The 25495-nt window shown below is 45.8% G+C and carries 24 protein-coding genes, 2 pseudogenes and 1 riboswitch; of the genes and pseudogenes, 19 read left to right on the top strand and 7 right to left on the bottom strand.

Annotated elements, in window-relative coordinates; all coding sequences use genetic code 11:
• Positions 1 to 429 precede the first annotated feature (429 nt).
• The 4 genes and pseudogenes from L2D08_RS11490 to L2D08_RS11475 form a co-directional block, all read left to right on the top strand.
• Positions 430 to 549: pseudogene (locus L2D08_RS11490) on the top strand (TrmB family transcriptional regulator); the annotation flags it as partial.
• Positions 550 to 565: 16 nt separating this feature from the next.
• Complete coding sequence (rlmD, locus tag L2D08_RS11485) at positions 566 to 1942, top strand: 23S rRNA (uracil(1939)-C(5))-methyltransferase RlmD (protein WP_242233913.1); 1377 nt, start codon at positions 566 to 568, stop codon at positions 1940 to 1942.
• Between the two features lie 975 nt (positions 1943 to 2917).
• Entirely contained in the window at positions 2918 to 3937 is a 1020-nt protein-coding gene (locus L2D08_RS11480) for an STAS domain-containing protein (RefSeq protein ID WP_242233912.1), read from the top strand.
• Positions 3938 to 4063: 126 nt separating this feature from the next.
• Positions 4064 to 5737: a ribonuclease J gene (locus L2D08_RS11475; RefSeq protein WP_242233911.1), complete on the top strand. Its 1674-nt coding sequence runs from the start codon at positions 4064 to 4066 to the stop codon at positions 5735 to 5737.
• A gap of 33 nt (positions 5738 to 5770) precedes the next feature.
• Here L2D08_RS11475 and L2D08_RS11470 read toward each other — a convergent pair whose 3' ends face one another.
• Entirely contained in the window at positions 5771 to 6790 is a 1020-nt protein-coding gene (locus tag L2D08_RS11470; RefSeq protein ID WP_242233910.1) for a C40 family peptidase, read from the bottom strand.
• A gap of 212 nt (positions 6791 to 7002) precedes the next feature.
• Between L2D08_RS11470 and L2D08_RS11465 the strand changes: the two genes are divergently transcribed.
• The 3 genes from L2D08_RS11465 to L2D08_RS11455 all read left to right on the top strand — a co-directional run bounded on the left by L2D08_RS11465 (position 7003) and on the right by L2D08_RS11455 (position 9156).
• The gene (locus L2D08_RS11465; protein WP_242233909.1) at positions 7003 to 7401 is read left to right on the top strand and encodes a hypothetical protein; all 399 of its coding nucleotides are present in this window, start codon (positions 7003 to 7005) and stop codon (positions 7399 to 7401) included.
• A gap of 296 nt (positions 7402 to 7697) precedes the next feature.
• Positions 7698 to 8366 carry a thermonuclease family protein gene (locus L2D08_RS11460; RefSeq protein ID WP_242233908.1) on the top strand — a complete coding sequence of 223 codons (669 nt, stop codon included), beginning with the start codon at positions 7698 to 7700 and terminating at the stop codon, positions 8364 to 8366.
• A gap of 13 nt (positions 8367 to 8379) precedes the next feature.
• Positions 8380 to 9156: an alpha/beta hydrolase gene (locus L2D08_RS11455; RefSeq protein ID WP_242233907.1), complete on the top strand. Its 777-nt coding sequence runs from the start codon at positions 8380 to 8382 to the stop codon at positions 9154 to 9156.
• A 6-nt stretch (positions 9157 to 9162) separates the two neighbouring features.
• Here L2D08_RS11455 and L2D08_RS11450 read toward each other — a convergent pair whose 3' ends face one another.
• The gene (locus tag L2D08_RS11450; RefSeq protein WP_242233906.1) at positions 9163 to 9543 is read right to left on the bottom strand and encodes a ferritin family protein; all 381 of its coding nucleotides are present in this window, start codon (positions 9541 to 9543) and stop codon (positions 9163 to 9165) included.
• 112 nt (positions 9544 to 9655) lie between these two features.
• Here L2D08_RS11450 and L2D08_RS11445 point away from each other — a divergent pair, with 112 nt between their 5' ends.
• Positions 9656 to 10657 carry a quinone oxidoreductase family protein gene (locus tag L2D08_RS11445; protein ID WP_242233905.1) on the top strand — a complete coding sequence of 334 codons (1002 nt, stop codon included), beginning with the start codon at positions 9656 to 9658 and terminating at the stop codon, positions 10655 to 10657.
• Between the two features lie 50 nt (positions 10658 to 10707).
• Here L2D08_RS11445 and L2D08_RS11440 read toward each other — a convergent pair whose 3' ends face one another.
• On the bottom strand, positions 10708 to 11271 hold the full coding sequence (locus tag L2D08_RS11440) for a DUF3267 domain-containing protein (protein ID WP_242233904.1): 564 nt from the start codon (positions 11269 to 11271) through the stop codon (positions 10708 to 10710).
• Between the two features lie 231 nt (positions 11272 to 11502).
• On the opposite strand from L2D08_RS11440, the gene L2D08_RS11435 reads away from it, so the two are divergent.
• The 9 genes from L2D08_RS11435 (at position 11503) to L2D08_RS11395 (ending at position 20683) form a co-directional block, all read left to right on the top strand.
• On the top strand, positions 11503 to 12495 hold the full coding sequence (locus tag L2D08_RS11435; RefSeq protein WP_242233903.1) for a zinc-binding dehydrogenase: 993 nt from the start codon (positions 11503 to 11505) through the stop codon (positions 12493 to 12495).
• 46 nt (positions 12496 to 12541) lie between these two features.
• Positions 12542 to 12643: riboswitch (TPP riboswitch) on the top strand.
• A 77-nt stretch (positions 12644 to 12720) separates the two neighbouring features.
• Positions 12721 to 14004, top strand: a complete 1284-nt coding sequence (locus L2D08_RS11430) for an acetylornithine deacetylase (protein WP_375337578.1) — start codon at positions 12721 to 12723, stop codon at positions 14002 to 14004.
• 1 nt (position 14005) lies between these two features.
• Complete coding sequence (tenA, locus tag L2D08_RS11425; RefSeq protein ID WP_242233902.1) at positions 14006 to 14680, top strand: thiaminase II; 675 nt, start codon at positions 14006 to 14008, stop codon at positions 14678 to 14680.
• Positions 14673 to 15437, top strand: coding sequence for an ABC transporter ATP-binding protein (locus tag L2D08_RS11420; protein ID WP_242233901.1), 765 nt, complete (start codon positions 14673 to 14675; stop codon positions 15435 to 15437). The genes tenA and L2D08_RS11420 overlap by 8 nt, the downstream gene beginning before the upstream one ends.
• Positions 15437 to 16180, top strand: a complete 744-nt coding sequence (locus L2D08_RS11415; protein ID WP_242233995.1) for an ABC transporter permease — start codon at positions 15437 to 15439, stop codon at positions 16178 to 16180. The genes L2D08_RS11420 and L2D08_RS11415 overlap by 1 nt, the downstream gene beginning before the upstream one ends.
• Positions 16177 to 17187: an ABC transporter substrate-binding protein gene (locus L2D08_RS11410; RefSeq protein WP_242233900.1), complete on the top strand. Its 1011-nt coding sequence runs from the start codon at positions 16177 to 16179 to the stop codon at positions 17185 to 17187. The genes L2D08_RS11415 and L2D08_RS11410 overlap by 4 nt, the downstream gene beginning before the upstream one ends.
• Before the next feature lie 120 nt (positions 17188 to 17307).
• Complete coding sequence (locus L2D08_RS11405) at positions 17308 to 18189, top strand: alpha/beta fold hydrolase (protein WP_242233899.1); 882 nt, start codon at positions 17308 to 17310, stop codon at positions 18187 to 18189.
• Between the two features lie 165 nt (positions 18190 to 18354).
• Complete coding sequence (locus L2D08_RS11400; RefSeq protein ID WP_242233898.1) at positions 18355 to 19284, top strand: AEC family transporter; 930 nt, start codon at positions 18355 to 18357, stop codon at positions 19282 to 19284.
• 67 nt (positions 19285 to 19351) lie between these two features.
• The gene (locus L2D08_RS11395; protein WP_242233897.1) at positions 19352 to 20683 is read left to right on the top strand and encodes a DUF2252 domain-containing protein; all 1332 of its coding nucleotides are present in this window, start codon (positions 19352 to 19354) and stop codon (positions 20681 to 20683) included.
• Between the two features lie 29 nt (positions 20684 to 20712).
• Here the strand turns inward: L2D08_RS11395 and L2D08_RS11390 are convergent, their stop codons facing one another.
• The 4 genes from L2D08_RS11390 to argJ all read right to left on the bottom strand — a co-directional run bounded on the left by L2D08_RS11390 (position 20713) and on the right by argJ (position 23131).
• Complete coding sequence (locus tag L2D08_RS11390) at positions 20713 to 21027, bottom strand: DMT family transporter (RefSeq protein ID WP_242233896.1); 315 nt, start codon at positions 21025 to 21027, stop codon at positions 20713 to 20715.
• On the bottom strand, positions 21024 to 21359 hold the full coding sequence (locus L2D08_RS11385; RefSeq protein ID WP_242233895.1) for a DMT family transporter: 336 nt from the start codon (positions 21357 to 21359) through the stop codon (positions 21024 to 21026). The genes L2D08_RS11390 and L2D08_RS11385 overlap by 4 nt, the downstream gene beginning before the upstream one ends.
• Positions 21356 to 21892, bottom strand: a complete 537-nt coding sequence (locus L2D08_RS11380) for a TetR/AcrR family transcriptional regulator (RefSeq protein WP_242233894.1) — start codon at positions 21890 to 21892, stop codon at positions 21356 to 21358. Before L2D08_RS11380 ends, L2D08_RS11385 begins: the two co-directional genes overlap by 4 nt.
• 90 nt (positions 21893 to 21982) lie before the next feature.
• The gene (gene argJ, locus L2D08_RS11375) at positions 21983 to 23131 is read right to left on the bottom strand and encodes a bifunctional glutamate N-acetyltransferase/amino-acid acetyltransferase ArgJ (protein WP_242233893.1); all 1149 of its coding nucleotides are present in this window, start codon (positions 23129 to 23131) and stop codon (positions 21983 to 21985) included.
• Between the two features lie 170 nt (positions 23132 to 23301).
• Between argJ and L2D08_RS11370 the strand changes: the two genes are divergently transcribed.
• Together L2D08_RS11370 and L2D08_RS11365 are read left to right on the top strand one after the other, a co-directional pair.
• Positions 23302 to 23760 carry an N-acetyltransferase gene (locus L2D08_RS11370; RefSeq protein ID WP_242233892.1) on the top strand — a complete coding sequence of 153 codons (459 nt, stop codon included), beginning with the start codon at positions 23302 to 23304 and terminating at the stop codon, positions 23758 to 23760.
• A gap of 122 nt (positions 23761 to 23882) precedes the next feature.
• Positions 23883 to 25340 (top strand): annotated as a pseudogene (locus L2D08_RS11365) (alpha-amylase); the annotation flags it as partial.
• Positions 25341 to 25495 lie beyond the last annotated feature (155 nt).

Raw genomic sequence — 25495 nt, 5'->3', positions numbered from 1 at the left:
CCGTCATTTTCCAGTAGGAGTGACGAATACGAGCAGATTAGTGAACGGATAAAAGTAATAAACGTTTTGACCAGTGGAAGAGACTGTCACGATAACAAGCAAAAGCCGTCCATACAAGGTGCCTTTTAGAATCGCACATTTTGATCCGTCCAACGCGGCGAAGCGCTATAAAAAACGTTCATCAAAATAACTGACACGAACAGAATTGTTCATTTTCGATAGGTGGATCCGCTGCCATAATCTCTTTTAAAAACTGTATAAACTGCTGCCGCAGTCAGCAGAATAAAGGGGAGCTGAAGATGATTCCGTTCATATGAGGAGAAATGTATGAAATGCTTGAAACGCTCTTGAAGAAAGCGGCACATCGTTGTAAGATGAAGGGTATCGTTTTCAAGCGGGGCAGCCAGTCAATGGACTTGGTGTGTACGGCCAGACAAGCTTCTTTTACTGAAAAACTACGTCTGGCATGATATTTTAGTGAATCGTTCCGTAAGGGAAAAAGAAATAGAAAAATGGATTTCGGCTGAGCGGGCATCATTTTTCAAATAGAAAGAGGAGAGTAATTGTGGCAAAGATTCAAGCTCCGGTTCAAAAAGGCGATACCGTTCATGTAACGGTGGCTGATTTGACGCATGAAGGAAAAGGAGTAGCCAAAATTGATGGCTATCCATTATTTATAGAAGGTGTTCTGCCGGGAGAAACAGGAGAAATTCAAGTAACCAAATTAAATAAGGGGTACGGGTTTGCCGAGCTGGTCCGGCTTGATCAAGCATCAAAAGAGCGGGTGGAGCCGCCTTGTCCGGTCTACGATGAGTGCGGCGGCTGCCAGATGCAGCACTTATCCTATGCAGGGCAGCTGGATATGAAATACAATCAGGTACGCAATGTGATTGACCGGATTGCTAAGCTTCCGGACGTGCCGGTACATCCGGTGCTCGGCTTGGAGGATCCATGGCGCTACCGGAACAAAGCGCAGGTGCCGGTTGGTCTGTCGCCTGAAGGTCAGGTTGTCGCCGGTTTCTATAAAAAGCGTTCGCATGACATTATTGATATGACAGAATGCTTGATCCAGCATACAGAAAGTGACGCAATCATTCAAAAAGTAAAAGATGTTTGTGCAGCGAACGGGGTTATGCCTTATGATGAAGGCCGCCATAAAGGTGTGCTCCGTCACGTAATGGCACGAATCGGCTATCAAACCGGCGAAAAAATGGCTGTGCTGATCACACGCACCAATGAGCTGCCGAACCAGGAGGTTATTGTAGAGGGGATTCGCCAGGCTGTTCCAGATATTACATCAATTGTACAAAATGTGAATCCAGATAAAACAAACGTTATTTTCGGTTCCAAAACGCGGACGCTGTTTGGAGAAGATGTGATCTATGATACGATCGGCGGCATTCGATTTGCCATTTCCGCCCGGTCATTTTATCAAGTTAATCCGGTTCAAACAGAAGTGCTTTACAATAAAGCACTGGAGTATGCCGGATTGACTGGTGAGGAAACCGTAATCGACGCTTATTGCGGTATCGGCACGATCTCCCTGTTTCTTGCACAAAAAGCAAAGCAGGTGTACGGGGTTGAAATTGTACCGCAGGCCATTGAAGATGCCAAGCAAAATGCAGAGCTCAACGGCATTACAAACGCTCATTTTGAAGCGGGAAAAGCAGAGGAAGTGATCCCAGCCTGGTATAAGCAGGGCATCAAGCCAGATGTAATCGTTGTAGACCCGCCGCGTAAAGGCTGCGACGAGGCACTTCTTGACACAATTTTAAAAATGAAGCCGAAACGGGTTGTGTACGTGTCTTGTAACCCGGGTACACTCGCACGGGATCTTCGCGTACTTGAAGACGGCGGCTTTAAAACACGTGAAGTGCAGCCAGTGGATATGTTCCCGCAGACGGTCCATGTCGAGGCGGTAGCAGTATTAGAATTAGGATAACAAAATATAAAAAGCAGGGAAGAGGCCAATTGGCTGCATTCTCCGCTTTTTTTATTTTGTAATGCTGTATAAAATAAATCTTATTTTCCAGGTCAAAAGATGTCATTATAGATATAAGATCACCTGTTAAATTATATTAAAAAAACAAAGGGATGATCATTCAATAGCGAAAGCATAAATAATGAGGAAGGAACACACCTGTACCTAAGGCTTCTTTTTAAGCAGGTAAACGAAGCAGTTTGCCTTGGTCTGTCAGCTTAAAATCGTGAAAGAGAAGAAGTGCCTGCTTTTGAAGGCTGGTCAAGCTTTCCTGGTTGTAGGCACATACGCATGAGGCGCCCGTTTCTTTTAAAGGCAAGTTTGCTTTTGTTCAAATTCTTCAAGCTGAGCAGAGAAGACGGTTTGTTTGTTCCATTCTGTATGAGACTAAATTCTCTCGGCATAATGATAAATATGTTCTTTATGCTTTTTATTAAAAAAATGATGCTGGGATGGATCTTTCGGATTGAAGATAATAGGAAAGAATTCAAAGTTATTTTGGAAAAGAATTTTATTCATTTGGCTGGCGGATAAAAAAGGCTGCAGGCGGACTTCAATCAGCCGTAGAAAACAGTCATTCTCAATAACGAGCGTGCGCTTTCCAAGCTGAATACTCTTTAAATACAAGCTGCAGTATGGCCAATATAAGCATTAATTTCCTGAAAAAGATAAAGTGCATGGGCATTTGGGATGGGTTCGAACAAGCTGGTTATTTCTATTTTAAGTTGAACAAGCATATTTTTGTCCCCTCTGCGTTTAAATTAAAATCATTACTTTTATTTGGATATCGAGATGTTAACATATGGAAAAAGGTACAGACAACTTTGGGTGTGCTTTTATAATAGAAAAAGATTCGAAATTGGACACGTTCTTAGACAAAAACTATAATGGGATTACTGTATAAAAAAACGTACTTACTATAAAGGGGCATCATAGATGGCAGCGAATTCACATATTACAGTTGGCGGGCTTGAGTTTGAATGGGATTTGGAAAAAGGCAGATTTGTATTTGAAAGAGAAGACGCAGTTCTGTTTTGGATTTCTTCCGCTATGAGAACATTTTTTGATACGATCGAAGAAATTTCCGGCGAAGAAGCATCAAACCTTGTATTTGAAACAACCGGTTTTCGGCAGGGACTGGTTGTGGGACAGTATTTTGAAAAAATAAAAGACGTCGATGCAGCGCAGGCGGCAGAGCTGATTACCAACACGTACGCCTCGGCAGGCTGGGGACGGACGACGATCAAAGATTTGGACTTTGAAGCAAAAACGCTGACCGCCCATATAAAAGACAGCTGGGAATATAAAATCAACAAAGCACAGAAAAAAGAGCATGGCGGCAATTATCTTCCGGCTCATTATGCCGGTATTTTTACGGGGCTGTTTGGGCAGAACATCTGGTATGAAGTTGTGCAGGATCAGCTGGATGGGCATGAGCACAGCATTATTAAATATTTTCCATCAGACGTAACCATCTCTCATAACATTCACGAGCTGGCTCGTAAAAAAGAAGCGGAGGAAATTCTTCGGCTGGAAACCATTGTCGAAGAAAAAACAAAAGAGCTGAAAGAATTGGTCAGACAGCTGTCTTCGCCGATCATTCCTGTGCTTGAAGGAATCGTAGTCGTACCACTTATTGGCAAGTATGATGAAGACCGCTCAGAAGAGCTTGTTGTCAAAACACTCAACAATCTTCCAGCCCATAAAGCAAACTATCTTGTCCTCGATTTAACAGGACTCGATAAAGACATCAGCGGCCATACTGTCAGCTTGATTGAGAAAATTGGCTCTGCCGCCTCCTTGATCGGGACTGAGACGATTCTTGTCGGTATTTCCCCGGAACTTGGTATGGTTATTTCACAGTCAACAATCAACTTGTCTCGATTTGATTGCTTTCAAACACTGCAGCACGGCATTTACTTTGCGCTGGCGCAGCATGGCCGAAAAATCGTTTAATCAGAAAAAAGCGGCGCTTCTTTTGAAGCGCCGCTTTTTAGGTTAAAATCCTCTTCTTCAAGAAGGGCATAAAAGTGTTCAAACAGGGCACAATTTGGATAATGAGTTCATTGGGAGGAAGACATCATGAATGCACAGGAAAATACATTATCCATCGTTGCCCTGGGCGGCGTAAATGAAATTGGGAAAAACATGTATGCCGTTCAATATGCGGATGATATTGTTTTGATCGACTGCGGCTCGAAGTTTCCGGACGAAAGTTTATTAGGCATTGATTTAATCATCCCGGATATTACGTATTTACGTGAAAATGAAGATAAAATTAGGGGACTTGTCATAACGCATGGACACGAAGACCATATCGGGGGCATCCCTTATTTTCTGAAACAGCTGAATGTGCCCATTTATGCGACACGGCTGACAATCGGCTTGATCGAAATTAAGCTGAAAGAGCACGGACTGCTCGGCGATACCAAGCTGACACCTATTGATTCCGATTCAACCATTGAACTTGGAACCATCCGTCTGACCTTTTTTAAAACAAACCATAGTATCCCGGACTGCTTGGGCGCTGCGTTTCATACGCCGGAAGGAACAGTCGTACATACGGGGGACTTTAAGTTTGATTTGACGCCGGTCAATAATCAGTATCCGGATATTCATAAAATGGCGGGGCTTGGCCAAAACGGGGTGCTTGTTCTTTTATCGGAGAGCACGAACGCGGAGCGGCCGGGGTTTACGCCATCCGAAAAGCATGTCGGGCGGCATATTGAAGAAGCATTCAGCAAAGCGGAGGGAAAAGTATTTATTGCCACATTTGCTTCTAATGTTCATCGTGTACAGCAGGTAGTGGATGCTGCAAGGAAAACAAACCGCAAGCTTGCACTGTTAGGACGGAGTATGGTGAATGTTGTATCGGTCGCCATTGACCTTGGCTATTTAGATATTCCGGATGATATGCTCATTGATGTAGAGGAAATCCATGACCTGGATCCAGAAAACGTAGCAATCCTTTGTACGGGAAGCCAGGGAGAGCCGATGGCAGCTTTGTCCCGACTATCCAATTCAAAATACCGGCAGGTGGAAATCTACCCGGGCGACACAGTCATCTTGTCTTCATCGCCGATTCCGGGAAATGAACGAAACGTCGCACGCATTATTGATAACTTGTTCCGTCTTGGCGCTCATGTTATTTATGGATCAGGAGCGGCGACAGGGATGCACGTATCCGGCCATGGCTGTCAGGAAGAGCTGAAGCTTATGCTGACCTTGATGAAGCCGAAGTACTTTATCCCGATTCATGGCGAATTCAGAATGCTGCAGCAGCACCGGCTGCTGGCTGAGTCTGTCGGTGTCCAGCGGGAGAACATTTTTGTGGTAAACAACGGAGACGTTGTGGACATAAACCAGTCTGAAGCTCGTCAGACACGGAGAATCCCGGCTGGAAACATTTTTGTGGATGGCCTTGGAATTGGGGATGTTGGGGATATTGTACTGCGCGACCGCAAACAGCTTTCCGAGGACGGCATGCTTGTGATTGTGATTACTTTAAGCAAAGCGGAAAACAAAATTGTCTCAGGGCCTGATACGATTTCACGCGGGTTTGTGTATGCCCGCCAGTCAGAAGATTTGTTGAATGAAGTAAACCAGATTGCAGCAAGTACGATTCAACGATTGCAGGAAGCTGAAGTGACCCAATGGAAAGTGATGAAACAAAACTTAAAGGAAACGGTTGGGAAGTTTTTGTACGCTCAAACAAAAAGGCGTCCGATGATTGTCCCTATTATTATTGAAGTGTAAAAAAACATCCCCGGCAGAAAACCGGGGATGTTTTTATTGAATGTAACGGCGTGCGCCTGCATACTCCTGTTTGTATGGAGCAGTATTCATAGAAATAATTTCAACCCGCTTGCCGGCTTTGGGAGCATGGATCATCTGGCCGCTGCCGGCATACATGGCGACATGATGAACACGTCCTTTGCCATTATTATAAGCAAAAAACAGCAGGTCGCCTGGCTGAAGAGCGGATTTTGCCACTGCTTTACCCGCTTTTGCCTGTTCGGACGCATCACGTGGAATGCTGATGCCGTGATACCGGTAAACCGAAGAAGTGAATCCTGAACAGTCAAAGCCGTAAGCCGACATCCCCGACCATAAATATGGAAGACCGAGAAACTGTTTTCCTGTTGCCAAAAGCGCAGACCCGGTCGGTTTCGGAATGTTTGGAACTGCAGCAAGCACCCGGATGTCGCTTTTCTTAAGCCATTTGGCGCCATTTGCCGGAGTCATGACTTGTACCCAGTTTGTTTCTGATTTAATAATTGGCAGTTCTGTATTAAAGCTGATTTCCATAAACGACTGTTTCTTATCATGAAACAAAAAAGCAGTCTTGGATTTTACCCATGCCGTCTGGCAGCCTTCGTAGGCAGCAGGCTGTGTGGTAAGTTGTGATTTAGGCAGCCAGCCTGGATAACCTTTACTGTTTTTGGACGTGAGCTGATCTTTTACAGCTACTTGTGCCCAGCTGCCGCTTGTTTTAAGCACAGTGACTTCCTGGCCATACAGAGCCTGTGTTTCTGCCCTTCCAGTAAGCCAAAGGCGGTCTTTCACAGTGGACATGTTCGCTGTCCAGTCCCGCATGTTGACAGGATTTGATAGGGACGGCTGATCCATTTTTCGTTTTGCACTCGCATCTTTCCAGAGCGTGGCGACAGATACATTAATATATGTTTTGCTGGCGGCTTTTTTTGTATAACAAGCAGCGGCAGGTTCAGCGGCTTTTGCAGCGGGAGATACGAGTGATAAAGCCATTACGCAAAGCATGATCGCTATCATCACCTTTTTGAAGGTCATATCTTAAAGCTCCTCTATTATATGGTATTTGTTGTCATGACTATATCATGATTTAAGAGAGTTGTTAATAGAATTTTTGTGTCAATATGCCTACGTCAGAGCATTTAAGATTATTCATAGTATATGTACCTCAGACAGAGAGGTTGAATGGAAATTGACTGATAGGCGCCTGCATCATGTATAATAGAGAAGATTAAAAAGGAGGCGTTTGTATGGGAAAACAGTTATCAGTAGCAGAACAGGTGCTTCTTGCTTATTACGTACAGTATTATTTAGAGAACAAGCCGGATGTCATGTACGAGCTGCATGAACGGATGAGTGAGAATATGAAGCCGGCGGTTTATGAGATTGCCATGAACGACTTGTTTGACCAGGGGCTTATTAATGGCCTGGCAAAAATCCGTCATTACTATGAAACGGACGGGCATGTAATCAAGCCGATGATTACAAATGAAGGCATTTTATATATTAATAACATACTTAATATTCAGTCGTATGCAAGTGATGATAATAAACTTCAATATGTACAAAATAGTTTGTCTACAAGCGGCCTCGAGCTGTCTGTTCCAGTTATTGCCGACTATATCCAGGAAGCAGCTGCCCGAAAATAAAAATCTCTTTCAAAGAAGTTTGAGATTGTAGACAAATAAATCTTTTGCCAAAGGACCGCTTTGTTTCTTTTTCATGCAGAGAGAGGGCGGTTGGGAAGAGAGACGAGAAGGCGGCGGGAGCCCCGCTTCCCCTATCGGCTCCCTTCAAGAAGCAATGTTTCCCGAAAAGAAACCTGCCCTTTTTAATAGTGAAAGCTTTCATAAAAAAAGACTGCCGACTTTGTCGGCAGTCTCAAACCTCTTTCAAAGAGGTTTTTTTTGTAGAAGTTCAAGTAGATAGAAAAGAGGATTAAAACGTGAAAAGAAAGGTGACACTGATTCTATGTTCAGCCGCAGCTTTCGTTCTGTCAGCCTGCAGCTTAGAAGATGTGAGCGATGTTCTTGAAGTAACAGAAGATGTATTAACAGCGATTGAACAAGAAAATAAGCAAACAGAAACGAATACCGATGGGACAGAGGAGCCGGTTAGTGAAGCAGGCAGCATTCTAAAAACAAAAGGAGTAATGGAGCCGATACCGGCAAAGCTCGTCCGCCCGGTGGACGGTGACACCGCTGTTTTTGCTTTTGACGCGGACCGTGATGGGAAAGAAGAAGAATTCAGTGCCCGGTTTCTGCTTATTGATACACCAGAAACCCGTCATCCGCAGCTGGGCAGGCAGCCGCTCGGTGAGGAAGCAAAGGAGCGGACTGCAGAATTGCTCAAAGGCGGAGATATTACGATTGAATTTGATATTGGACAACGCCTGGACAAGTACAATCGAATATTAGTGTATGTCTATGTGGATAGAAGAAGCGTACAGGAAATGCTTCTTGAAGAGGGGTTGGCACGGGTGGCTTATGTATATCCGCCAAATACACGCTACCTGGATGAGTTTGAAGCGAAACAAGAAATAGCCAAGAGGAAGAAAATAGGTATCTGGTCTATGGATGGCTATGTGACCGAGCGTGGATTCAATTCAAAATAAAGGAGGAAGCAGAATGATTCACCTGTGGGAAGAGGAAATTCCTTTTAAACTTGAGGGAGAGGAAACACCTTCTATGATGGCTTATCCAGCTGGGGACAGTATAGCGCCGGCTATGCTCATTTTTCCGGGCGGAAGCTATGCGAGAAGAGCTGATCACGAAGGAGAACCTATCGCAAAATGGCTGAACGGTCTTGGTATTCATGCCTTTGTTGTTCATTATCGAACAGCACCTTACCGTCATCCCGTTCCGCTTTTGGATGCTTCCCGCGCCATTCGTCTTGTCCGGTATCATGCTGTATCGTGGAATGTGGATCCGAACCGAATTGGCGTGCTCGGTTTTTCGGCGGGAGGCCACCTTGCCTCAACGCTCGCCACTAAATACGATCAGGGAATAGCAGATGCTGCTGATCCAGTTGAACAGAAGCCGTCTCGTCCGGACTTGCTCGTTTTAGGTTATCCCGTTATTACATTCGGCGAGCATCGCCATGAAGGATCAATGGAAAATCTGCTTGGACCCGGTTCATCGGGCGAACAGCGTCTGTTTTTATCGAATGAGCGGCACGTAACGAAAGAAACGCCGCCTTCCTTTTTATGGCACACAGCAGATGATGAGCCGGTTCCAGTGGAAAACAGCTTATTATTCGCGGCTGCATTGAGCCGTGCTTCGGTTCCCTTTGATTTGCACATCTTTGAAAGCGGCCCTCACGGACTTGGTCTTGCTGAGGGGTATAAGGAAGTGTCTAAATGGAAATCTGTATGTGAAAGCTGGCTTCGCAAGCACGGTTTTTAAAAGAGATTATAAAAAAGATAGAAACCAAACCGCATGGCGCTGTTCATCGGCCGCCGCCCGGTTGAATACTTTTTTCACATAAGGAAGATGAGTGGAATCGGCTATGTCCTGATAAAATTCAGACGTTTCTTGTTCGTCCTTAAAAGCTCGCAAAATTCCTTGCTTAAATGTTTTAGGAAAAGGTTCGGCACATACAGGAGAAGGAGTATTTCCAGTTAACGCATGATAAAGAGAGGAGAATGTTTCCAAATGGCGGACTTCATCCGTGCGAATGGCTAAAATTCTTTCTTTCTGGGAAGGCGTTGAAGCCATATCTGCCAGCTTCTCATAAATGTGAATGGCTGTATATTCTCCATTGATCGCTTTTGTGAGTTTCTCGGTCAGCATCACAAGCACATCCTTTTCAGCAGCGTAGTGCTATATCGTATGCAGGGGTATGTTTTCTTGTTAAAATGAACGGGTAAACGCAGAAAAATGTCGAACAAAGGAGGAGAATGCAATGAAAGCCATGTTACTGCAGGAAACAGGCGGACCGAATGCGCTAAAGCGCGTGGAAGTAGAAAAGCCATCTGCGGGAAGCTGGGAAATTATTGTGAAGCTGAAAAATGCTTCCTTAAACCGGCGTGATGTTTTTATTACATATGGCATGTACCCGGGTATGAAGCTGCCGGCTGTTCTTGGGGCAGACGGAGCAGGTATCGTAGAGTCCGTGGGAGACGGTGTGGAAAGTCTGCGGGCGGGGGATGAAGTTGTCATCAATCCCGGACTTCAATGGGGAGATGACATTCGATTCAATCAGCCGGACTTTCACGTTCTTGGCATGCCTGCAGATGGAACCTATGCCGAATATGTAAAAATCTCATGCGAGAATGTATATAAAAAGCCGGCTTACTTAACATGGCCGGAAGCAGCGGCTCTTCCGCTTTCCGCCCTTACGGCTTACCGGGCACTCATTACGCGCGGAGAACTGAAAAAAGGCGATACGGTCTTCGTTCCCGGCATTGGCAGCGGTGTAGCTTTGTTTGCTCTTCAAATTGCTGTTGCAAAGGGAGCGCGTGTATTTGTTTCGTCAAGCAATGATGAAAAAATTGAACGGGCTAAACGAATGGGTGCAGCCGGCGGCATCAACTACCGGAGTGAGGGCTGGGCCAAAGCATTAAAGAGCGAAATAGGCGGCGCCGATCTGATTGTTGATGGGGTTGGAGGGGACACCTTTGACCGTTTAATCGACCTTGCCAAGCCGGGAGGCCGGATTGTAAGCTTTGGTGCTACAGCGGGTCCAGTGCCCCAGCTCGTTTTGCCCCGCGCGTTTTTTAAGCATCTGGATATACGCGGAACCACAATGGGCAGTCCACAGGAATTTGCCGATATGCTGACATTATTTGAACAGGAAAAAATTCGTCCAGTCATTGATAAGCATTTTCCGCTTGAAAAGGCTGCGGAAGCTCTTGACTATATGGAAAATGGCGATTCATTCGGAAAAATCATACTCGATATTTAATGACCTCATATCGAAATGCATCAAGCTGGAAAGCAAAAGTGGACAGCTCCTCAAGAAGGACTGTCTATTTTTTGATTAAAAATATACAAAATTGGTTTGTAAAGATGGTCAAAAACGAACGCATTTTTAGGTACCCGGCGCAGCTGCCCGTACATAGAAAAGTCACCTGCAGCTCCCCCGATTAAAAAAGCAGAAGCAGTCATAAGAGAAGCACTGTTCAGCCAAATACCTATTACAAACGGAAGCAGACCGGTCAGCCAAAACGGGAGCAGGAGCGCTTTTTTCATAGCACGTGCCGGCAGCATTTTTTTCGTGCCCGCATACGCAACACCAAGTTCCCGGTTCACTCCGTATACAAGATCTTCACATTTGCATTTTCCCCAAAGTTTAAACCCGATCAAATGACAAATTTCATGAAGCACAATAAGTATGGCGTAAAGAACGAGCCATAACAGGATACCAAGCATGGAAAAGGAAAAAAAGCTTTCTCCGTGAAGCATGACAGCAGCAAAACTGCCGATCAGGACAAAAAGAAGAGTCAGCACAAGAGCCCAAATATGAATCCTTTTCATATTCAGCTCAATTACATAATCTGGTTTACCCGGGAGATCCATTGTTATCCTCCTTTGATCGTCTGCTATTTGGGAGCGGTCTGTTCATAGCTCCTCCATCGACCGGTTTAACACGAAGGTAACAGCGAAAAAACGAAAGCTAAAAGATCCACTGCGATTTCTTTCATTCTATTATCTCTTTTTGCGAGCCTGATTACCAAAACACAAAATACCAGTTTCTATCAATGTGTATGTTAAAATCATACCATATAGATAAAATGAAGGGGGAATTTGATGAAAGCCGTTCTTCATGCAGGAAAACCAGGCCTGTCAGGCGTTTTGGCCGGGCAGATTGAAAAGCCGGTACCCGGACCGGGAGAAGTGCGCATACGGTTAAAAGCCGCCGGCTTAAATCACCGCGATCTTTTTGTGCTGCACCGTCATAAAGAAACAGAGCCGCCGCTTGTAATCGGATCAGACGGTGCCGGCATTGTAGATGAAGTGGGTGCTGGCGTAACCATAGTCCAAACCGGCGATGAAGTGATCATCAACCCGGGATTGGGGTGGCCGGATAAAAGCGATGCCCCGCCGGAGGGCTTTGAAATTGTCGGCCTGCCTTTTCATGGAACATTTGCCGAGTTTATTACGGTACCGGCAGAAAATGCTGTACCGAAGCCGGCTCATTTGTCGTGGGAAGAAGCGGGTGTCCTTTCGCTTGCTGCCCTGACTGCCTACCGTGCTCTTTTTACAAGAGGAAAAGTAAAGCCGGGCATGACCGTTTTTATTCCCGGGATTGGCAGCGGAGTGGCCACTTTCCTATTGCAGTTTGCCAAAGCGGCTGGTGCTATAGTGTATGTAACATCCCGGTCAGAGGAAAAGCGCCAAAGAGCATTGAAACTCGGTGCGGACAAGGCGATCGATTCAGCTGCTGGTTGGCGTGAAGCACTAGGGGGAGAAAAAGTGGATCTGGTGATAGAGTCTGTTGGAGCCGCGACTTTTAACCGGTCACTTGAGCAGTTAAAAACAGGCGGCACCATTGTGACGTTTGGCGCTTCTGCCGGCGATGAAGTGATGATCAATTTGCGTACATTTTTCTATGGACAGTTTAATATGTACGGCTCCACGCTTGGGAGCGGAGAAGAAATGAGAGAGATGCTCGCGTTTATTGAAAATCATAATCTGCGTCCGGTAATGGACCGGACCTACACGCTGGATCAATTTGAAGACGCGTTCATCCGAATGGAAAAGGCCGAACAAATTGGTAAAATTGCATTTGCTATTGAATGAGATGCTTTAGTGTGATAAAACTAGTATCAAGATCAAATTAAATAGGAATCACCGCTGGGGGTGCCTTCGGGCTGAGAGAGGCGAGCTGCCTTAACCCTTAAAACTTGATCCGGTTTGGACCGGCGTAAGGAAGAGGTGTTTTGACGCTTTATGTCCGATATGTCATCACAACCGTTTCTTCCATGCGAAGAAACGTTTTTTTTTGTTTGGGAAAGGAAGAGAGCTGTGAAAGAGACGATCGAAGGAATACATAAACAAATAGATGAACGAAAAGAAGAGCTGGTCGAACTGCTGAAAACGTTAATTTCGTTCCGGACACCGGCACCGCCAGCCCGCAATACAGAAGAAGCCCAGCAGTTTGTTGCCCGGTTTTTAAGCACAAAAGGTTTTGATATTGACAAGTGGGATGTATACCCGGGCGATCCAAATGTGGTGGGTACGTTAAAGGGAACAAACAGCGAAGCTTATAAAAGTCTCATTATAAATGGCCATATGGACGTGGCAGAAGTAACGCCGGATGAGAAATGGGAGTCAGACCCGTTTACGCCAATCGTAAAAGAAAATGCCGTGATCGGACGTGGAGCGGCGGATATGAAAGGCGGCCTGGCCGGGTCCCTGTTTGCCCTCCAGCTTCTTCATGAAGCGGGCATAAAGCTTCCGGGTGACTTGATCGTTCAGTCCGTAATCGGCGAAGAAGTCGGCGAAGCTGGAACGTTGGAGTGCTGCAAGCGCGGCTACAATGCTGATTTTGCGCTTGTAGCTGATACGAGTGAACTGCACATCCAGGGACAGGGCGGTGTCATCACCGGCTGGATTACGCTAAAAAGCGACCAGACCTTTCACGATGCTACACGGCGGCAGATGATTCATGCAGGCGGCCGGCTGATGGGTGCGAGCGCCATTGAAAAAATGACAAAAATCATCCATGGCCTGCAAGAGCTTGAACGGCACTGGGCGGTAATGAAAAGCTATCCGGGCTTTCCGCCGGGAACGACGACAATCAATCCAGCGGTGATCGAAGGCGGACGTCATGCTGCTTTTATTGCGGATGAATGCCGTCTATGGATTACGGTTCATTTTTATCCGAATGAAACGTACGAAAGTGTAGCGCAGGAAGTAGAAGAATTTATCGGAAACATCGCCAAAAGTGATTTGTGGATGCAGGAAAATCCGCCGCGGTTTAAGTGGGGCGGTACATCTATGATTGAAGACCGGGGCGAAGTTTTCCCTTCGTTTGAGGTAGATCCTCACCATGCGGCTGTCCATGCATTGATAGACGCCCATCAAACGGTTTTTCATGAAAAGCCTGTACTCGATGTGTCCCCTTCCGTAACGGACGGCGGCTGGCTGGCAGATGCCGGGATTCCAACGGCTATTTATGGACCCGGCGCGCTTCGTCATGCGCATGCGGTGAATGAACAGCTCGACATTGATGAACTCGTTCGCTACACAAAAGTGATGGCGGCGTTTATCTACAATTGGACACATCAAAAGAAAGGAGAGCGCTGAAATGAAATTTAGTGATCATTTGCGGGAAAAATGCCTGCCGATCTGGAAGCAAAATCATCAGCATCCATTTGTGCAGGGAATGGGAGATGGAACCCTTCATCCCGACCGGTTTCGTTTTTACATGGTGCAGGATTATTTGTATTTAATTCAATATGCGAAAGTGTTTGCGATTGGAGCAGTGAAAGCGGAAGATGTGGCGACGATGGGCCGGTTTGCCGCACTTTTAGATGGAACGTTAAACGAGGAAATGGCTTTGCACCGGCAGTATGCTGCACGTTTTGGTATTACAGAAGAAGAGCTTGAAGCGGCAAAGCCGTCGCCGGTTACACTTGCTTATACGCATTACATGCTGCACGCGGCTCAAAATGGAACGCTGGCGGATGTAATGGCGGCTGTACTTCCATGTGCCTGGAGCTATTGGGAGATTGGCAAGGAATTAAGTAAACGGCCGGGCGCTGCAGACCATGAGCTGTATGGTGAGTGGATTCGGATGTATGCTTCCGAAGAATTCGGCCAGCTTGCCCAGTGGTGCATTGATTTAATGGATGAGCAGGCGGATGGAAAGTCGGAACGGGAGCGTGCACGGCTTGAGGACATTTTCCTAAACACGACCCGGTTTGAATACATGTTTTGGGACATGGCATACAACGGAGAAATGTGGCCTGGCAATGCGTAAGCCGGTGCTTGAGTTTCGGGATGTGTCGTTTTCGTACGGCGGCAAAAAACCAATCCTTGATCAGTTGAATATGACGGTGTACGACCGTGAATTTGTGACGATTATTGGAGCAAGCGGCTCCGGCAAAAGCACTCTGTTTCGGCTCATTACCGGGCTGGAACAGGAGGAGACGGGTGCTGTTTGGTTAAATGGAGAGCAGTTCAAAAGCCGGCATGGCCGTACCGGCTACATGCCGCAGCAGGACTTGTTAATGCCGTGGCGGACAGTGCTTGAAAATGCGTCTGTTCCGCTTGAGCTGGCCGGCGTATCCAAAAGGGAAGCAGCCAAACGTATTATACCGCTGCTGGATGAGTTTGGACTTGAAGGATCGGCAGACAAATATCCGTCTGAACTGTCCGGCGGTATGCGCCAGCGTGTATCCTTTTTACGCTCTGTTTTGACCGGTTCCAATATTCTGCTTCTCGATGAACCGTTCAGTGCATTGGATGCCATTACACGCCTGTCCATGCAGGAGTGGCTCTTGGATCAATGGGAACAGCGGGAGAAAACCATCCTCTTTATTACCCATGACGTGAATGAAGCGCTGTTTTTATCGGATCGGATTTTTATTTTCCGGGATACACCGGTCCGTACGCTTGAGGAAGTAGCAGTTCCGCTTAGCCGCCCAAGATCACAGCGGGATTTAAATGATCCGGCTGTAATAAAGCTGAAAAATGACTTGATTGACCAGCTGCGGAATGAGGTGAAAAAGCCGTGATGAAGAAATATGGACCTGCCCTGCTGATTGTGCTTCTCCTATTCGGCTTATGGGAGCTGGCCGCACGCCTGGTGAATCTTTCGTTTATTTTTCCGTCTCCTTCCGGTGTAGCGGTTCGTTTTTGGGAGCTTCGGGAAACACTTTTTCTAGAGCATCTGCCGTCTACACTGTCGATCATTTTAATCGGGCTTGCCATCTCGATTGTGCTTGGCGTGGCGCTGGCGGTCTGGATGGCAGCAAGTGAAACGGCAGAACGGGCTTTTTATCCAATTGTGATTTCATCGCAAATGATTCCAACCATTGCACTGGCACCTATTTTTATCTTGTTTTTCGGCTATGGGATCTGGAGCAAGGTCGTGGTAACAGTGCTCATTACCTTTTTTCCGATCACGGTCAATACATTTGACGGTTTGAAATCCAGCAGTAAAGAGCTGCGTGAATTGATGCTCACAATGGGCGGAACAAAAAAGGATATTTTCTTTAAAGTGCAGGTGCCTTCTGCGAAGCCGCACTTTTATTCAGGGTTAAAGGTCGCGGTTACACTAAGCGTGATTGGTGCGGCAATTGGTGAATGGCTTGGGGCACAGGCCGGGCTTGGCTACTTCAGCCGCCGCATGATGACCCAGTTTGATGGAGCTGCTGTTTTTGCGCCTGTTGTGCTGCTCTCGATTGTAGGCATTGTGTTATTTGTATTAGTTAAACTGCTTGAAAAGCGGTCAATGAAATGGAGGAAAAACGAATGAAAAAATGGATAGCGGGTGCTCTTGCTGCGGTTATGCTCGCAGGATGCGGAGCCAATGAAGAAAAACCAAAAGAAACAACAGAGGAGGGCGGCCAAAAGGAGATGCAGGATGTCAGCATTATGCTGGACTGGTATCCAAATGCCGTACACAGCTTTTTATATGTAGCGAAGGAAAAGGGCTACTTTGAAGATGAAGGCATTAACCTGGACATTCAATTTCCGGCGAATGCAACAGATCCGATTGGAATGGCCGCGTCTGACCAAGTAACAATGGCCATTACGTATCAGCCGGACGTGATTGTAGCGCGTACTGAGCAAAATGTTGGGGTGAAATCAGTCGGTGCCATTGTACGGGAGCCGTTGAACCGGGTTGTGTCGCTGGCAGAAAGCAATATTAAATCGCCAAAAGATTTAGAAGGCAAAACAGTTGGCTACACAGGAATTCCGCTGAATGAATCGATTGTGAAAACGATGGTGGAGAAAGACGGCGGCGATCCGTCGAAAGTAGACTTAGTGGATGTCGGCTTTGAATTAAACGCATCTCTTATCAGCAAAAAAGCGGATGCAGTGGTCGGTGCTTATATTAACCACGAAGTGCCGCTGTTGGAATTTGAAGGGTACAAAACCGCTAATTTTGATTTGACTGATTATGGTGTGCCGTCTTTTTATGAATTAATTGCTGTGACAAGTGATAAAACGTGGAAAGAAAATCCGGAATTGATCGAAGCATTTTGGCGTGCAGCCGAAAAAGGATTTGAAGATGTGAAAAAAGATCCGGACGGCGCATTGGATATTTTAATGGCGAACCAGGAAAAAGAAAACTTCCCTCTTGAAGAAAAAGTGGAAAAAGAAAGCCTGGATATTTTGCTGCCGCTTATGGAATCAGGGCAAGGCTTTGGCTATCAGGAAGAAGAAACGTGGCAAAAAACAGCCGATTGGATGGAACAGACAGGATTGGTTAAAGGAAAACCGGCTGTCGATGAACTGTTTGTCAATATGCCGAAATAAGAAAAGAGAAGCTGTCCGGAAAACCGGGCAGCTTTTTCTATTCTCTTTCTTTGCATATTTAGGCAGTGAAGGGGAATGAAAAAAGAGACGAAAAATCATTCGCGAAAAGGAGTGAAGAAGGTGGATACATATAAATGGACGAAGCGGCTCATTGGGGTAAATGGAATCGATCTTTACACCGAAATGGCCGGGCCGGAGAAGGGAGAGCTTGTTTTATTGCTGCACGGATTCCCGGAATGCTCCTACGGCTGGAAGAAGCAGGCTGATGCTTTAGTGGAGCAAGGCTATCGGGTGGTCGTGCCCAATATGCGGGGCTACTCAAAAAGCAGCAAGCCTGAGCCGCTCGAGGCGTATACACTCGATGTGATTGCAAAAGACATAATAAGCCTTATTCGATCTTTCGGCTGTGAAAAAGCTCTTGTGGTGGGTCATGACTGGGGAGGCGTTGTCGGCTGGTTTTTAGCTTCTGTTTATCCCGATTTTGTACAAAAGCTGGTCATTTTGAATGTGCCGCATCCAGCTGTTTTTGCCAAAACCGCTCCGTTTTATCCCCTTCAATGGCTCAAAAGTGCTTATATTTTCTTTTTTCAGCTTCCGTTTTTGCCGGAATGGCTGCTCAAGCGAAATGAATACAGCCTGCTCGAAAAGCTGATGAAAGCAACCGCCCATCCAGGAACCTTTGATGAGAAGGATATGCGGGTGTACAAAGAAGCATGGGCGGAAAAAGGAACCGTCACAGCGATGCTTAATTGGTACAGAGCGATGCGGCAGCAGGATTTTTTCGACATTTCAGCTCCTGGGCCGGCTGTGCCTGTACGGATGCTATGGGGCCGAAAAGACGCGACGTTGTCTCTTATTCTGGCTAAGAAAAGTGTCGAGCAATGTGGGAACGGGCAGCTTGTGTTAATAGATGAAGCAACTCACTGGCTTCATCATGAATATCCTGAAATTGTAAGTGCATGGATCAGCCGATTTTTAAAAGAAGAAGCATCCGGATCATGAACAATATGAACAAAAAGAATAAAATAGCAATAACCTGTTCCTTCATAATGTACTATGTTACTCTTGTTTTATCCCCTGATGTGAACAGAAGTGGATCACATCCCCAGGGAAAACGGAGCGCCGCGCTCCGTTTTCTTTTTTTGACAAGATGGAGGCGTTTTCAAGATGTTAGTTTTCGCTAGTGTGTTCCTTCAAATTATTTTACCGATGTTTTTACTCATCGCTGCGGGAGCTGTGCTGCACCGGAAGTACACGCTGCATATGCCTACTTTATCAAAGCTTACGATTAACTTTTTTCTGCCGATGGTTTGCTTCGTCAATATATATGAAACGGAATTATCGGGCAAAACAGCTGGGATTGTTTTTGCCTATTTGCTGTTATTCAATGGACTTTTAATTGTGGCAGCGCTCCTTATTTCCAAGCTGGCCGGTTTTGACCGAAAGCTGTCCTCAAGCTATCAAAACAGCGGAGTGTTAAGCAATTCCGGCAATTATGGGCTGCCGGTAAGCGGTCTTGTCTTCGCGGCGAACCCGCTCGGTTTGTCGGTTCAGATTATTATCTCGATTTTTCAAAACCTGCTCACCTACACGTGGGGGTTTTACAATTCCGTTTCTGCTTCTGCCCAAGGTGAGAAAGTATTAAAAAAAGTGTTGAAGCTGCCAGTGCTCCATGCTCTTGTGGCAGCGGTTATCCTGAAGGCGGCCGGTATAACCGTCCCTTCTTTTTTATGGTCGCCCATTCAGAACGCCTCTAACGCATTTTTGGCAGTGGCTCTTCTTACATTAGGGGCCCAGTGTGCGTATATGAAAATTACTTCTCTTTCAAGGCCGCTTGTGCTGGCTGTGTTTACCCGGCTTTTTCTTTCTCCCGCAATCGGGCTGCTCGTGATTACAATTTTGAATGTGCATGGCACACTGGCACAGGCTATGTTTATTGCCAGCTCGTTTCCGACCTCGCGGAACAGTGCGCTTTTGGCACTTGAGTACGATAATTATCCTGAGTTCGCTTCTCAAGCGGTGATCGTTACGACGATACTGAGCAGCATTACAGTCGCTGTTGTCATTTATTTGGCCAAAATATGGTTCCCTGCGTAAGCGCTGTTTTTTCAAACCGTGCTCTTTTTTGTTGTGGTAAAATAAAAAAGACGAGGGAGGGGTAGGGATGATTGAAAATTGGATGGCCGAAGTGCAGAAAACGCGCCGGACACTTCGTTGCAATATGCTGGAAACGGTGCTGAATGAATTTGACTCACGGATTACCGGCCTGAGTCATGATAAACGAAAACAGAAATACCGGCAAATGGCGGAAAATCCGTTTCGTTTTTTCCGGGGCAATGCGTATTTATTTTACTATGACGTAACGAAAATTCCATTTTCTTTCCATACACCGGAAGATAAGCCGACGTGGATTCAAGGTGATATGCATCTGGAAAATTTCGGGGCATTTCAAAATAGTGAAGGGAACCTTGTTTATGATGTGAATGATTTTGATGAAGGTTATATGGGTTCCTATGTATATGATTTGCTCCGCATGACGGTCAGCATTGCACTTTATTGTGAACAATATGGATTTACCGATTCCGAAGAAAGAATGCGTACGTTTCTTCAAGCTTATTACAAACAGCTGAAAAAGTTTGTAAAAGGCAAAGAGAGTCCGGTGACGCTGTTTTTCACAGAGGAAAACACGAAAGGACCGATCCGGAAAGTACTCAAAAAGCTTGAAAAGCGTGACCTTGCCAGACTGCTTGACCGCTGGACCGTTAAAGAAGCGGGCAGGCGGATGTTTGCACTTTCTGAAGAACTCCAGCCTGTTACACAGAAAGAACAGCAAAAAATCGAGGCCGCCTGGTGCCAGTATGTAGAAAGCCTTGATGAAGAAGACAGAAAGAAAAGCGAATTTTATGAAATCAAGCATATTGTTCGTAAAAGCGGGTCCGGAACAGCTTCGATCGGTCTCGACCGCTTTTACATTTTAATAGAAGGAAAAGAAGAATGCGAACAAGAGCTTGATGATATTATTTTAGAAATGAAGGAAGTTCGCGCACCGGTTCCGGCTTACTTCATGCCGTACGATGAAGAATTTTGGCTGAGATATGGCCATCAAGGTGAACGGGTAGTGATGACCCAAAAAGCGATGCATCACCATGACGATCCGTTTTTAGGTTTTGTCACGATTGATAGCCGCCACTTTTACGTGCGGGAGCGCTCGCCATACAAAAAACGAATTAAGCCGGAAGATATCGAGAATAATCAGGAATTTGATAAAGTACTTGAAGTGTTCGGCGGCATCGCGGCAAAAATTCATGCCCGTGCAGACCGTGACATCGAACATTCACTGCTTGACTACCATAGTGAGGAAGAAATTTTAAAAGCCATTGGGGAGGAATATGACGCATTTGAAACACAGCTTATTTTTATGTCTATGGCATACAAAGAGCGTGTAAAAAGCGATTACGTTCTGTTTTGCGGCTGGCTCAATACGAAGTTTATCTAAAAACAAAAAACTGCCCGAGGGCAGTTTTTTTATGAAACGAGCTTCAAGCCAATGACTGAACTAATAATCATGACAATAAAAAGAATCCGCCGAGAATCCCGGGGCTCTTTGTAAACAATCATGCCGACCAGCGCGCTGCCGACGGTTCCAATGCCTGTCCAGACGCTGTATGCCGTTCCCATTGGAAGAGAGCTCATCGCAATGGTAAGAAGAAGAAAGCTTAATCCAAAGCCGCCGAACATAACGAGAAAAGAGCGGACTGTTTTTTGCTCGCTGACCATTGTCATTCCGGCCACGCCGACTACCTCCAACAAACCGGCTGAAATTAATAATATCCAGCTCATGAAGCAGTCACATCTCTTTCAACCGTAACGGTCTTTAATCCAATTATCCCAATGAGGAGCACGGCAATCAGGCCAACTTTAATCCAGCTGAAGGGCTCATCAAAAAGTGTCATCTCAAGCAGAACGGTACCGGCAGAACCAAGCCCGACAAAAGCGGCGTAAACCGTCGTGGCCGGCAGCTGAGTTGAGCAATACAGCAAAAGAAGGAAACTAATTACAATCGCTGCTGCGGTCAGCATCCATTCAAATAGTGAATCGGCATGCTTTAATCCTGCTGCCCATCCAACTTCAAAAAATCCCGCTACGAGAACGAGAAACCATTTTACATTCATCTTTTTTTCTGTCCTTTCATAAAAGCCTGTTCATACACACGCCAAGCTGTATCGAGCCGCTTTTGCGAGCGTTCCTGCGTTCCATAACACAGCTCAACAAATAAGCTGTCTAAAATAATCGTATACATGACGGCCGCGTCTTCTGCATGAACAGAATCGGGCGGCAGTACCGTTTTTACTTTTTCTTCAAGCGCGTGAAGATATTCATCATACTTTTCTAAAATACGCTCCTTTAAAAAATCAGGCGGAAAAAAAGAGCTTGCCAGCAAAAATCGAAATAGCGCATCTTCCTCATAAAGAAAAAGGTAAGACTGAAGGAGCTTGTGTAAGTCATCTGCTCCTTTAACCCGTTTTGTTTCCGCGTCAAAGGCATCTTCCACAATACATTCAAACAAGTGATCCTTGCTTTTAAAATGAGCGTAAAGAGAGGGCTTTTTAATACCGACTTTTTCACTGATCTGCGCCAGTGATGTTCCGGCATATCCATACTCGGCAAAAAGAGCCGCAGCCGCTTTTTTAATGGTTTCTTTCATAATAGTTTCCTTCCTAACGGTCGTTAGTAAAAGAGTAACACAGCTTGATGAAAAAAGCAAAAAGCCCGCCCAGGAGGGGCGGGCAGAGCTTCACGTCGTGTATTCGCCATTAATTTTCACATAATCATAGGAAAGGTCACAGCCCCATACGGTAGCAGCGCCCGTTCCAGTTCCGAGTGATATTTTAATGAGTACTTCATCTGTCTTTAAATATTCTTCCAGCTCGGCGCGTTTGTCTTCTGTCGGTGCACCGTCTTGGAATACATACACGTCGGCAAAAGAAACGGAAACAGAAGAAGTATCAACAGCATCCTCTGAGTTACCAATCGTGGACATAATCCGGCCCCAGTTCGGGTCTTCGCCGAAGAGAGCGGTTTTTACAAGCGGCGAGTTAATAATGGATTTACCGATTTTCTTCGCCACAGTATCGCTGTCAGCTCCTGTAACCTGCACTTCCACAAGTTTCGTCGCTCCTTCCCCATCCCGGGCGATTTCTTTCGCCAGTTCGATGCAGAGATCTGTAAGTGCTGCTTCAAACTCGGCCAGGTTCACTTCGCCTGCCAGTCCGTTTGCCATGATCGCAACTGTATCGCTTGTACTTGTATCGCCATCTACTGACACGCTGTTGAACGATACATTTACTGCTCGCTGAAGCATCGCTTTTAAATCGTCTGCTTCTATTTTTGCATCCGTTAAAATATAACTAAGCATTGTCGCCATATTCGGCTCAATCATGCCGGATCCTTTTGCCATTGCAGCAAGCGTAGCCTCTCCAATTTTGCGGGTCCGAAATTTCGGGTACGTATCGGTTGTCATGATTGCTTTCGCAGATTGCTCAAGGCCATCTGGCCGAAGCTCGGCTTTTAAGCCAGGCACAGCCGACACAATTTTTTCGATTGGCAGCGGTACGCCAATTACACCGGTAGAAGAAGGAAGCACATCAGAAGGGTCAATTCCGAGCTCGGCCGCCACTGCTTCCGTCATCGTCCGGGCATCCTGAAGCCCTTTCTCGCCGGTCGCCACGTTGGCATTTTTGCTGTTAACGGCAATCGCCTGCAGGTAACCGTCTTTCACATGCTCTTTGCCAATTACAATCGGTGCACCGCAAAATTGGTTTTTCGTAAACATAGCCGCTGCCGCTGCCCGTGTGTCTGAGTAAATAATAGTGAAATCAAGTGTGTCGTCTTTTATCCCTGCATTGAGTGAGCAGGATGAAAAGCCTTTTGGAAAATGAGTCAAAGAAAATCCCCCTATACGTTTATGTCAATGCTTTTATTATACACGGAAACAAGGGAGAACGCGAAAAGTATTTGAATAATTATTCAAACTAAATGAATATATAGTATTGACATCTTTACGGAATCAAGTAAGATAAAAGGATAAAAGAGAAGCGGGAAGGGTGAGAAATCGTGATTAAAGTGCGCAAAGCCGTGCTAGGTGACGTGGAGCAAATATTTGAACTTGTGAATCATTATGCAAAAGAAGGGCTGATGCTGCCACGAACGAAAGACTCGCTCATTCTGAATTTGCAATCGATTTCTGTTGCAGAAGAAGATGGAGAGATTCTTGGCCTTGCCAGCCTTGCGATACTTGGTCACGATCTCGCTGAGGTTCGTTCGCTTGCGGTGAAAGACAGCGCAAAAGGGCGGGGCATTGGAAAGATGCTCGTCAAGCGCATTATAGAAGAAACTGAATTAATTGGGATTCCAAAGCTGATTTCCTTAACGTATCAAGTCGCTTTTTTTGAAAAATGCGGATTTGAAGTTATTTCAAAAACAGAGATGCCGCAAAAAGTCTGGACGGATTGTGTGCACTGCCCGAAATTTCCGAGCTGTGATGAAATTGCGATGGCGATTCAAACAGCTTAACGACCATCGGCTGCCTTCTATAGGGCAGCCGATTTATTTTTGTCAACCTGATCATTTTCTCTGCAAATTGGGTATAAAGAGTTTATACAGTTTTTCACAAGAGGAAGACAGGAGAGATGAAGATGGAGCGAAATCGTACAATGATGCAGTTTTTTGAGTGGCATTTGCCGGCCGACCAAAAGCATTGGAAAAGGCTTGCCGAGCGGGCAAAAGAATTAAAGGAAGCAGGCATCGGTGCCGTGTGGGTTCCGCCGGTTACGAAAGGACAGTCGGCCGAGGACCAGGGATACGGTGTGTACGATTTATTTGATCTTGGCGAGTTCGATCAAAAAGGAACCATTCCAACAAAGTACGGCACAAAAGAGGAATTACAGCAAGCGGTTAAAGCATGCCATGAAGCCGGTATTCATGTTTACGTTGATGTGGTGATGAACCATAAGGCGGGAGCGGATGAAACCGAAACGTTTGCAGTTGTGGAAGTGGACGAGCTTGATCGCAAAAAAGTAATTTCAAAAGAGCCGTTTGACATCGAGGGATGGACCAAATTCACATTCCCCGGACGAAAAGGAAAGTACTCTGATTTTATTTGGACATTTGATCATTTTAATGGTACTGATTATGATGCTAAAGAGGGCCGGACTGGTATTTTCCGAATTGAAGGCGAATATAAAAAGTGGAATGAAAATGTAGATGACGAATTTGGCAATTATGATTATTTAATGTTTGCCAACATTGACTACCGGCATCCAGCCGTGCGGGAAGAAATGATTAAGTGGGGAAAATGGCTGGCAGAAGAATTAAATTGTGACGGATACCGGCTTGATGCGATCAAGCATATTGATTACAAGTTTATTGATCAATTTACGAAAGAAGTAGAAGAGGAGCATGATGGGGATTTCTTTTTTGTCGGTGAATTCTGGGTGCCCGACCTCGAATCATGCGCTCATATGATTGAAGCAACAGGCGGCCGGATGCATTTGTTTGATGTGCCCTTAAAATACAATTTATTTACGGCCTCTCAGGAAGGGGCGAAATATGATTTATCGAAAATTTTCGATGGCACGGTTGTACAAAATTATCCGCAAAACGCCGTAACGTTCGTTGATAATCACGATACGCAGCCGGGAGAATCGCTGGAGTCCTTTCTGGCAGACTGGTTCAAGCAAAGTGCGTATGCGCTGACGCTGCTTCGGCATGATGGTTATCCGTGCGTTTTTTATGGTGATTATTATGGAATTAGCGGCGAACATCCAATAGAAGGGAAAAAAGAAGCAATTGACCCGCTTTTATACTGCCGCCTACATAAAGCATACGGCGATCAGGAGGATTACTTTGACCACCCGAATACGATCGGCTGGGTGCGGCGCGGCGTAAAAGAAATTGAGCGCTCCGGCTGTGCGGTTGTCATTAATAACAGCGAAGAAGGCGGGGAAAAGCATATGTTTGTCGGAGAAGAAAGAGCCGGCGAAAAGTGGGTAGATATGCTGAATTCCCGTGATGAGATTATCGAAATAGGCAAAGACGGCTGTGCCACGTTCCTGGTCAATCCGGGTTCTGTTGCCGTTTGGGCGCTTCCAGAAACAGATGTAGAAGAACCGGATCATAAAAAGAACCGAAAAAACGAACTGTTACAGGACTTCATGGAGGAAGTAAAACAAGAAATCAAGCAGGAAATCAAACAGGAATTAAAAGAAGAAGTCGAACAAAAAATGAAACAAGAAGTGAAGGAAGAAGT

Origin of the sequence: Domibacillus sp. PGB-M46, assembly GCF_022668875.1 — a bacterium.
Classification (GTDB): domain Bacteria; phylum Bacillota; class Bacilli; order Bacillales; family Domibacillaceae; genus Domibacillus.
The sequence above is the reverse complement of the archived record's forward strand: the minus strand, read 5'-3'. Positions and strand labels throughout refer to the sequence as shown.

What these genes read in the sequence shown, in the direction of transcription:
- L2D08_RS11480 (WP_242233912.1), top strand. Translation starts at nt 2,918, where the DNA reads ATGGCAGCGAATTCACATATTACAGTTGGCGGGCTTGAGTTTGAATGG.
- L2D08_RS11475 (WP_242233911.1), top strand. Translation starts at nt 4,064, where the DNA reads ATGAATGCACAGGAAAATACATTATCCATCGTTGCCCTGGGCGGCGTA.
- L2D08_RS11470 (WP_242233910.1), bottom strand. Translation starts at nt 6,790, where the DNA reads ATGACCTTCAAAAAGGTGATGATAGCGATCATGCTTTGCGTAATGGCT.
- L2D08_RS11465 (WP_242233909.1), top strand. Translation starts at nt 7,003, where the DNA reads ATGGGAAAACAGTTATCAGTAGCAGAACAGGTGCTTCTTGCTTATTAC.
- L2D08_RS11455 (WP_242233907.1), top strand. Translation starts at nt 8,380, where the DNA reads ATGATTCACCTGTGGGAAGAGGAAATTCCTTTTAAACTTGAGGGAGAG.
- L2D08_RS11450 (WP_242233906.1), bottom strand. Translation starts at nt 9,543, where the DNA reads ATGCTGACCGAGAAACTCACAAAAGCGATCAATGGAGAATATACAGCC.
- L2D08_RS11445 (WP_242233905.1), top strand. Translation starts at nt 9,656, where the DNA reads ATGAAAGCCATGTTACTGCAGGAAACAGGCGGACCGAATGCGCTAAAG.
- L2D08_RS11440 (WP_242233904.1), bottom strand. Translation starts at nt 11,271, where the DNA reads ATGGATCTCCCGGGTAAACCAGATTATGTAATTGAGCTGAATATGAAA.
- L2D08_RS11435 (WP_242233903.1), top strand. Translation starts at nt 11,503, where the DNA reads ATGAAAGCCGTTCTTCATGCAGGAAAACCAGGCCTGTCAGGCGTTTTG.
- tenA (WP_242233902.1), top strand. Translation starts at nt 14,006, where the DNA reads ATGAAATTTAGTGATCATTTGCGGGAAAAATGCCTGCCGATCTGGAAG.
- L2D08_RS11420 (WP_242233901.1), top strand. Translation starts at nt 14,673, where the DNA reads ATGCGTAAGCCGGTGCTTGAGTTTCGGGATGTGTCGTTTTCGTACGGC.
- L2D08_RS11415 (WP_242233995.1), top strand. Translation starts at nt 15,437, where the DNA reads ATGAAGAAATATGGACCTGCCCTGCTGATTGTGCTTCTCCTATTCGGC.
- L2D08_RS11410 (WP_242233900.1), top strand. Translation starts at nt 16,177, where the DNA reads ATGAAAAAATGGATAGCGGGTGCTCTTGCTGCGGTTATGCTCGCAGGA.
- L2D08_RS11400 (WP_242233898.1), top strand. Translation starts at nt 18,355, where the DNA reads ATGTTAGTTTTCGCTAGTGTGTTCCTTCAAATTATTTTACCGATGTTT.
- L2D08_RS11395 (WP_242233897.1), top strand. Translation starts at nt 19,352, where the DNA reads ATGATTGAAAATTGGATGGCCGAAGTGCAGAAAACGCGCCGGACACTT.
- L2D08_RS11390 (WP_242233896.1), bottom strand. Translation starts at nt 21,027, where the DNA reads ATGAGCTGGATATTATTAATTTCAGCCGGTTTGTTGGAGGTAGTCGGC.
- L2D08_RS11385 (WP_242233895.1), bottom strand. Translation starts at nt 21,359, where the DNA reads ATGAATGTAAAATGGTTTCTCGTTCTCGTAGCGGGATTTTTTGAAGTT.
- L2D08_RS11380 (WP_242233894.1), bottom strand. Translation starts at nt 21,892, where the DNA reads ATGAAAGAAACCATTAAAAAAGCGGCTGCGGCTCTTTTTGCCGAGTAT.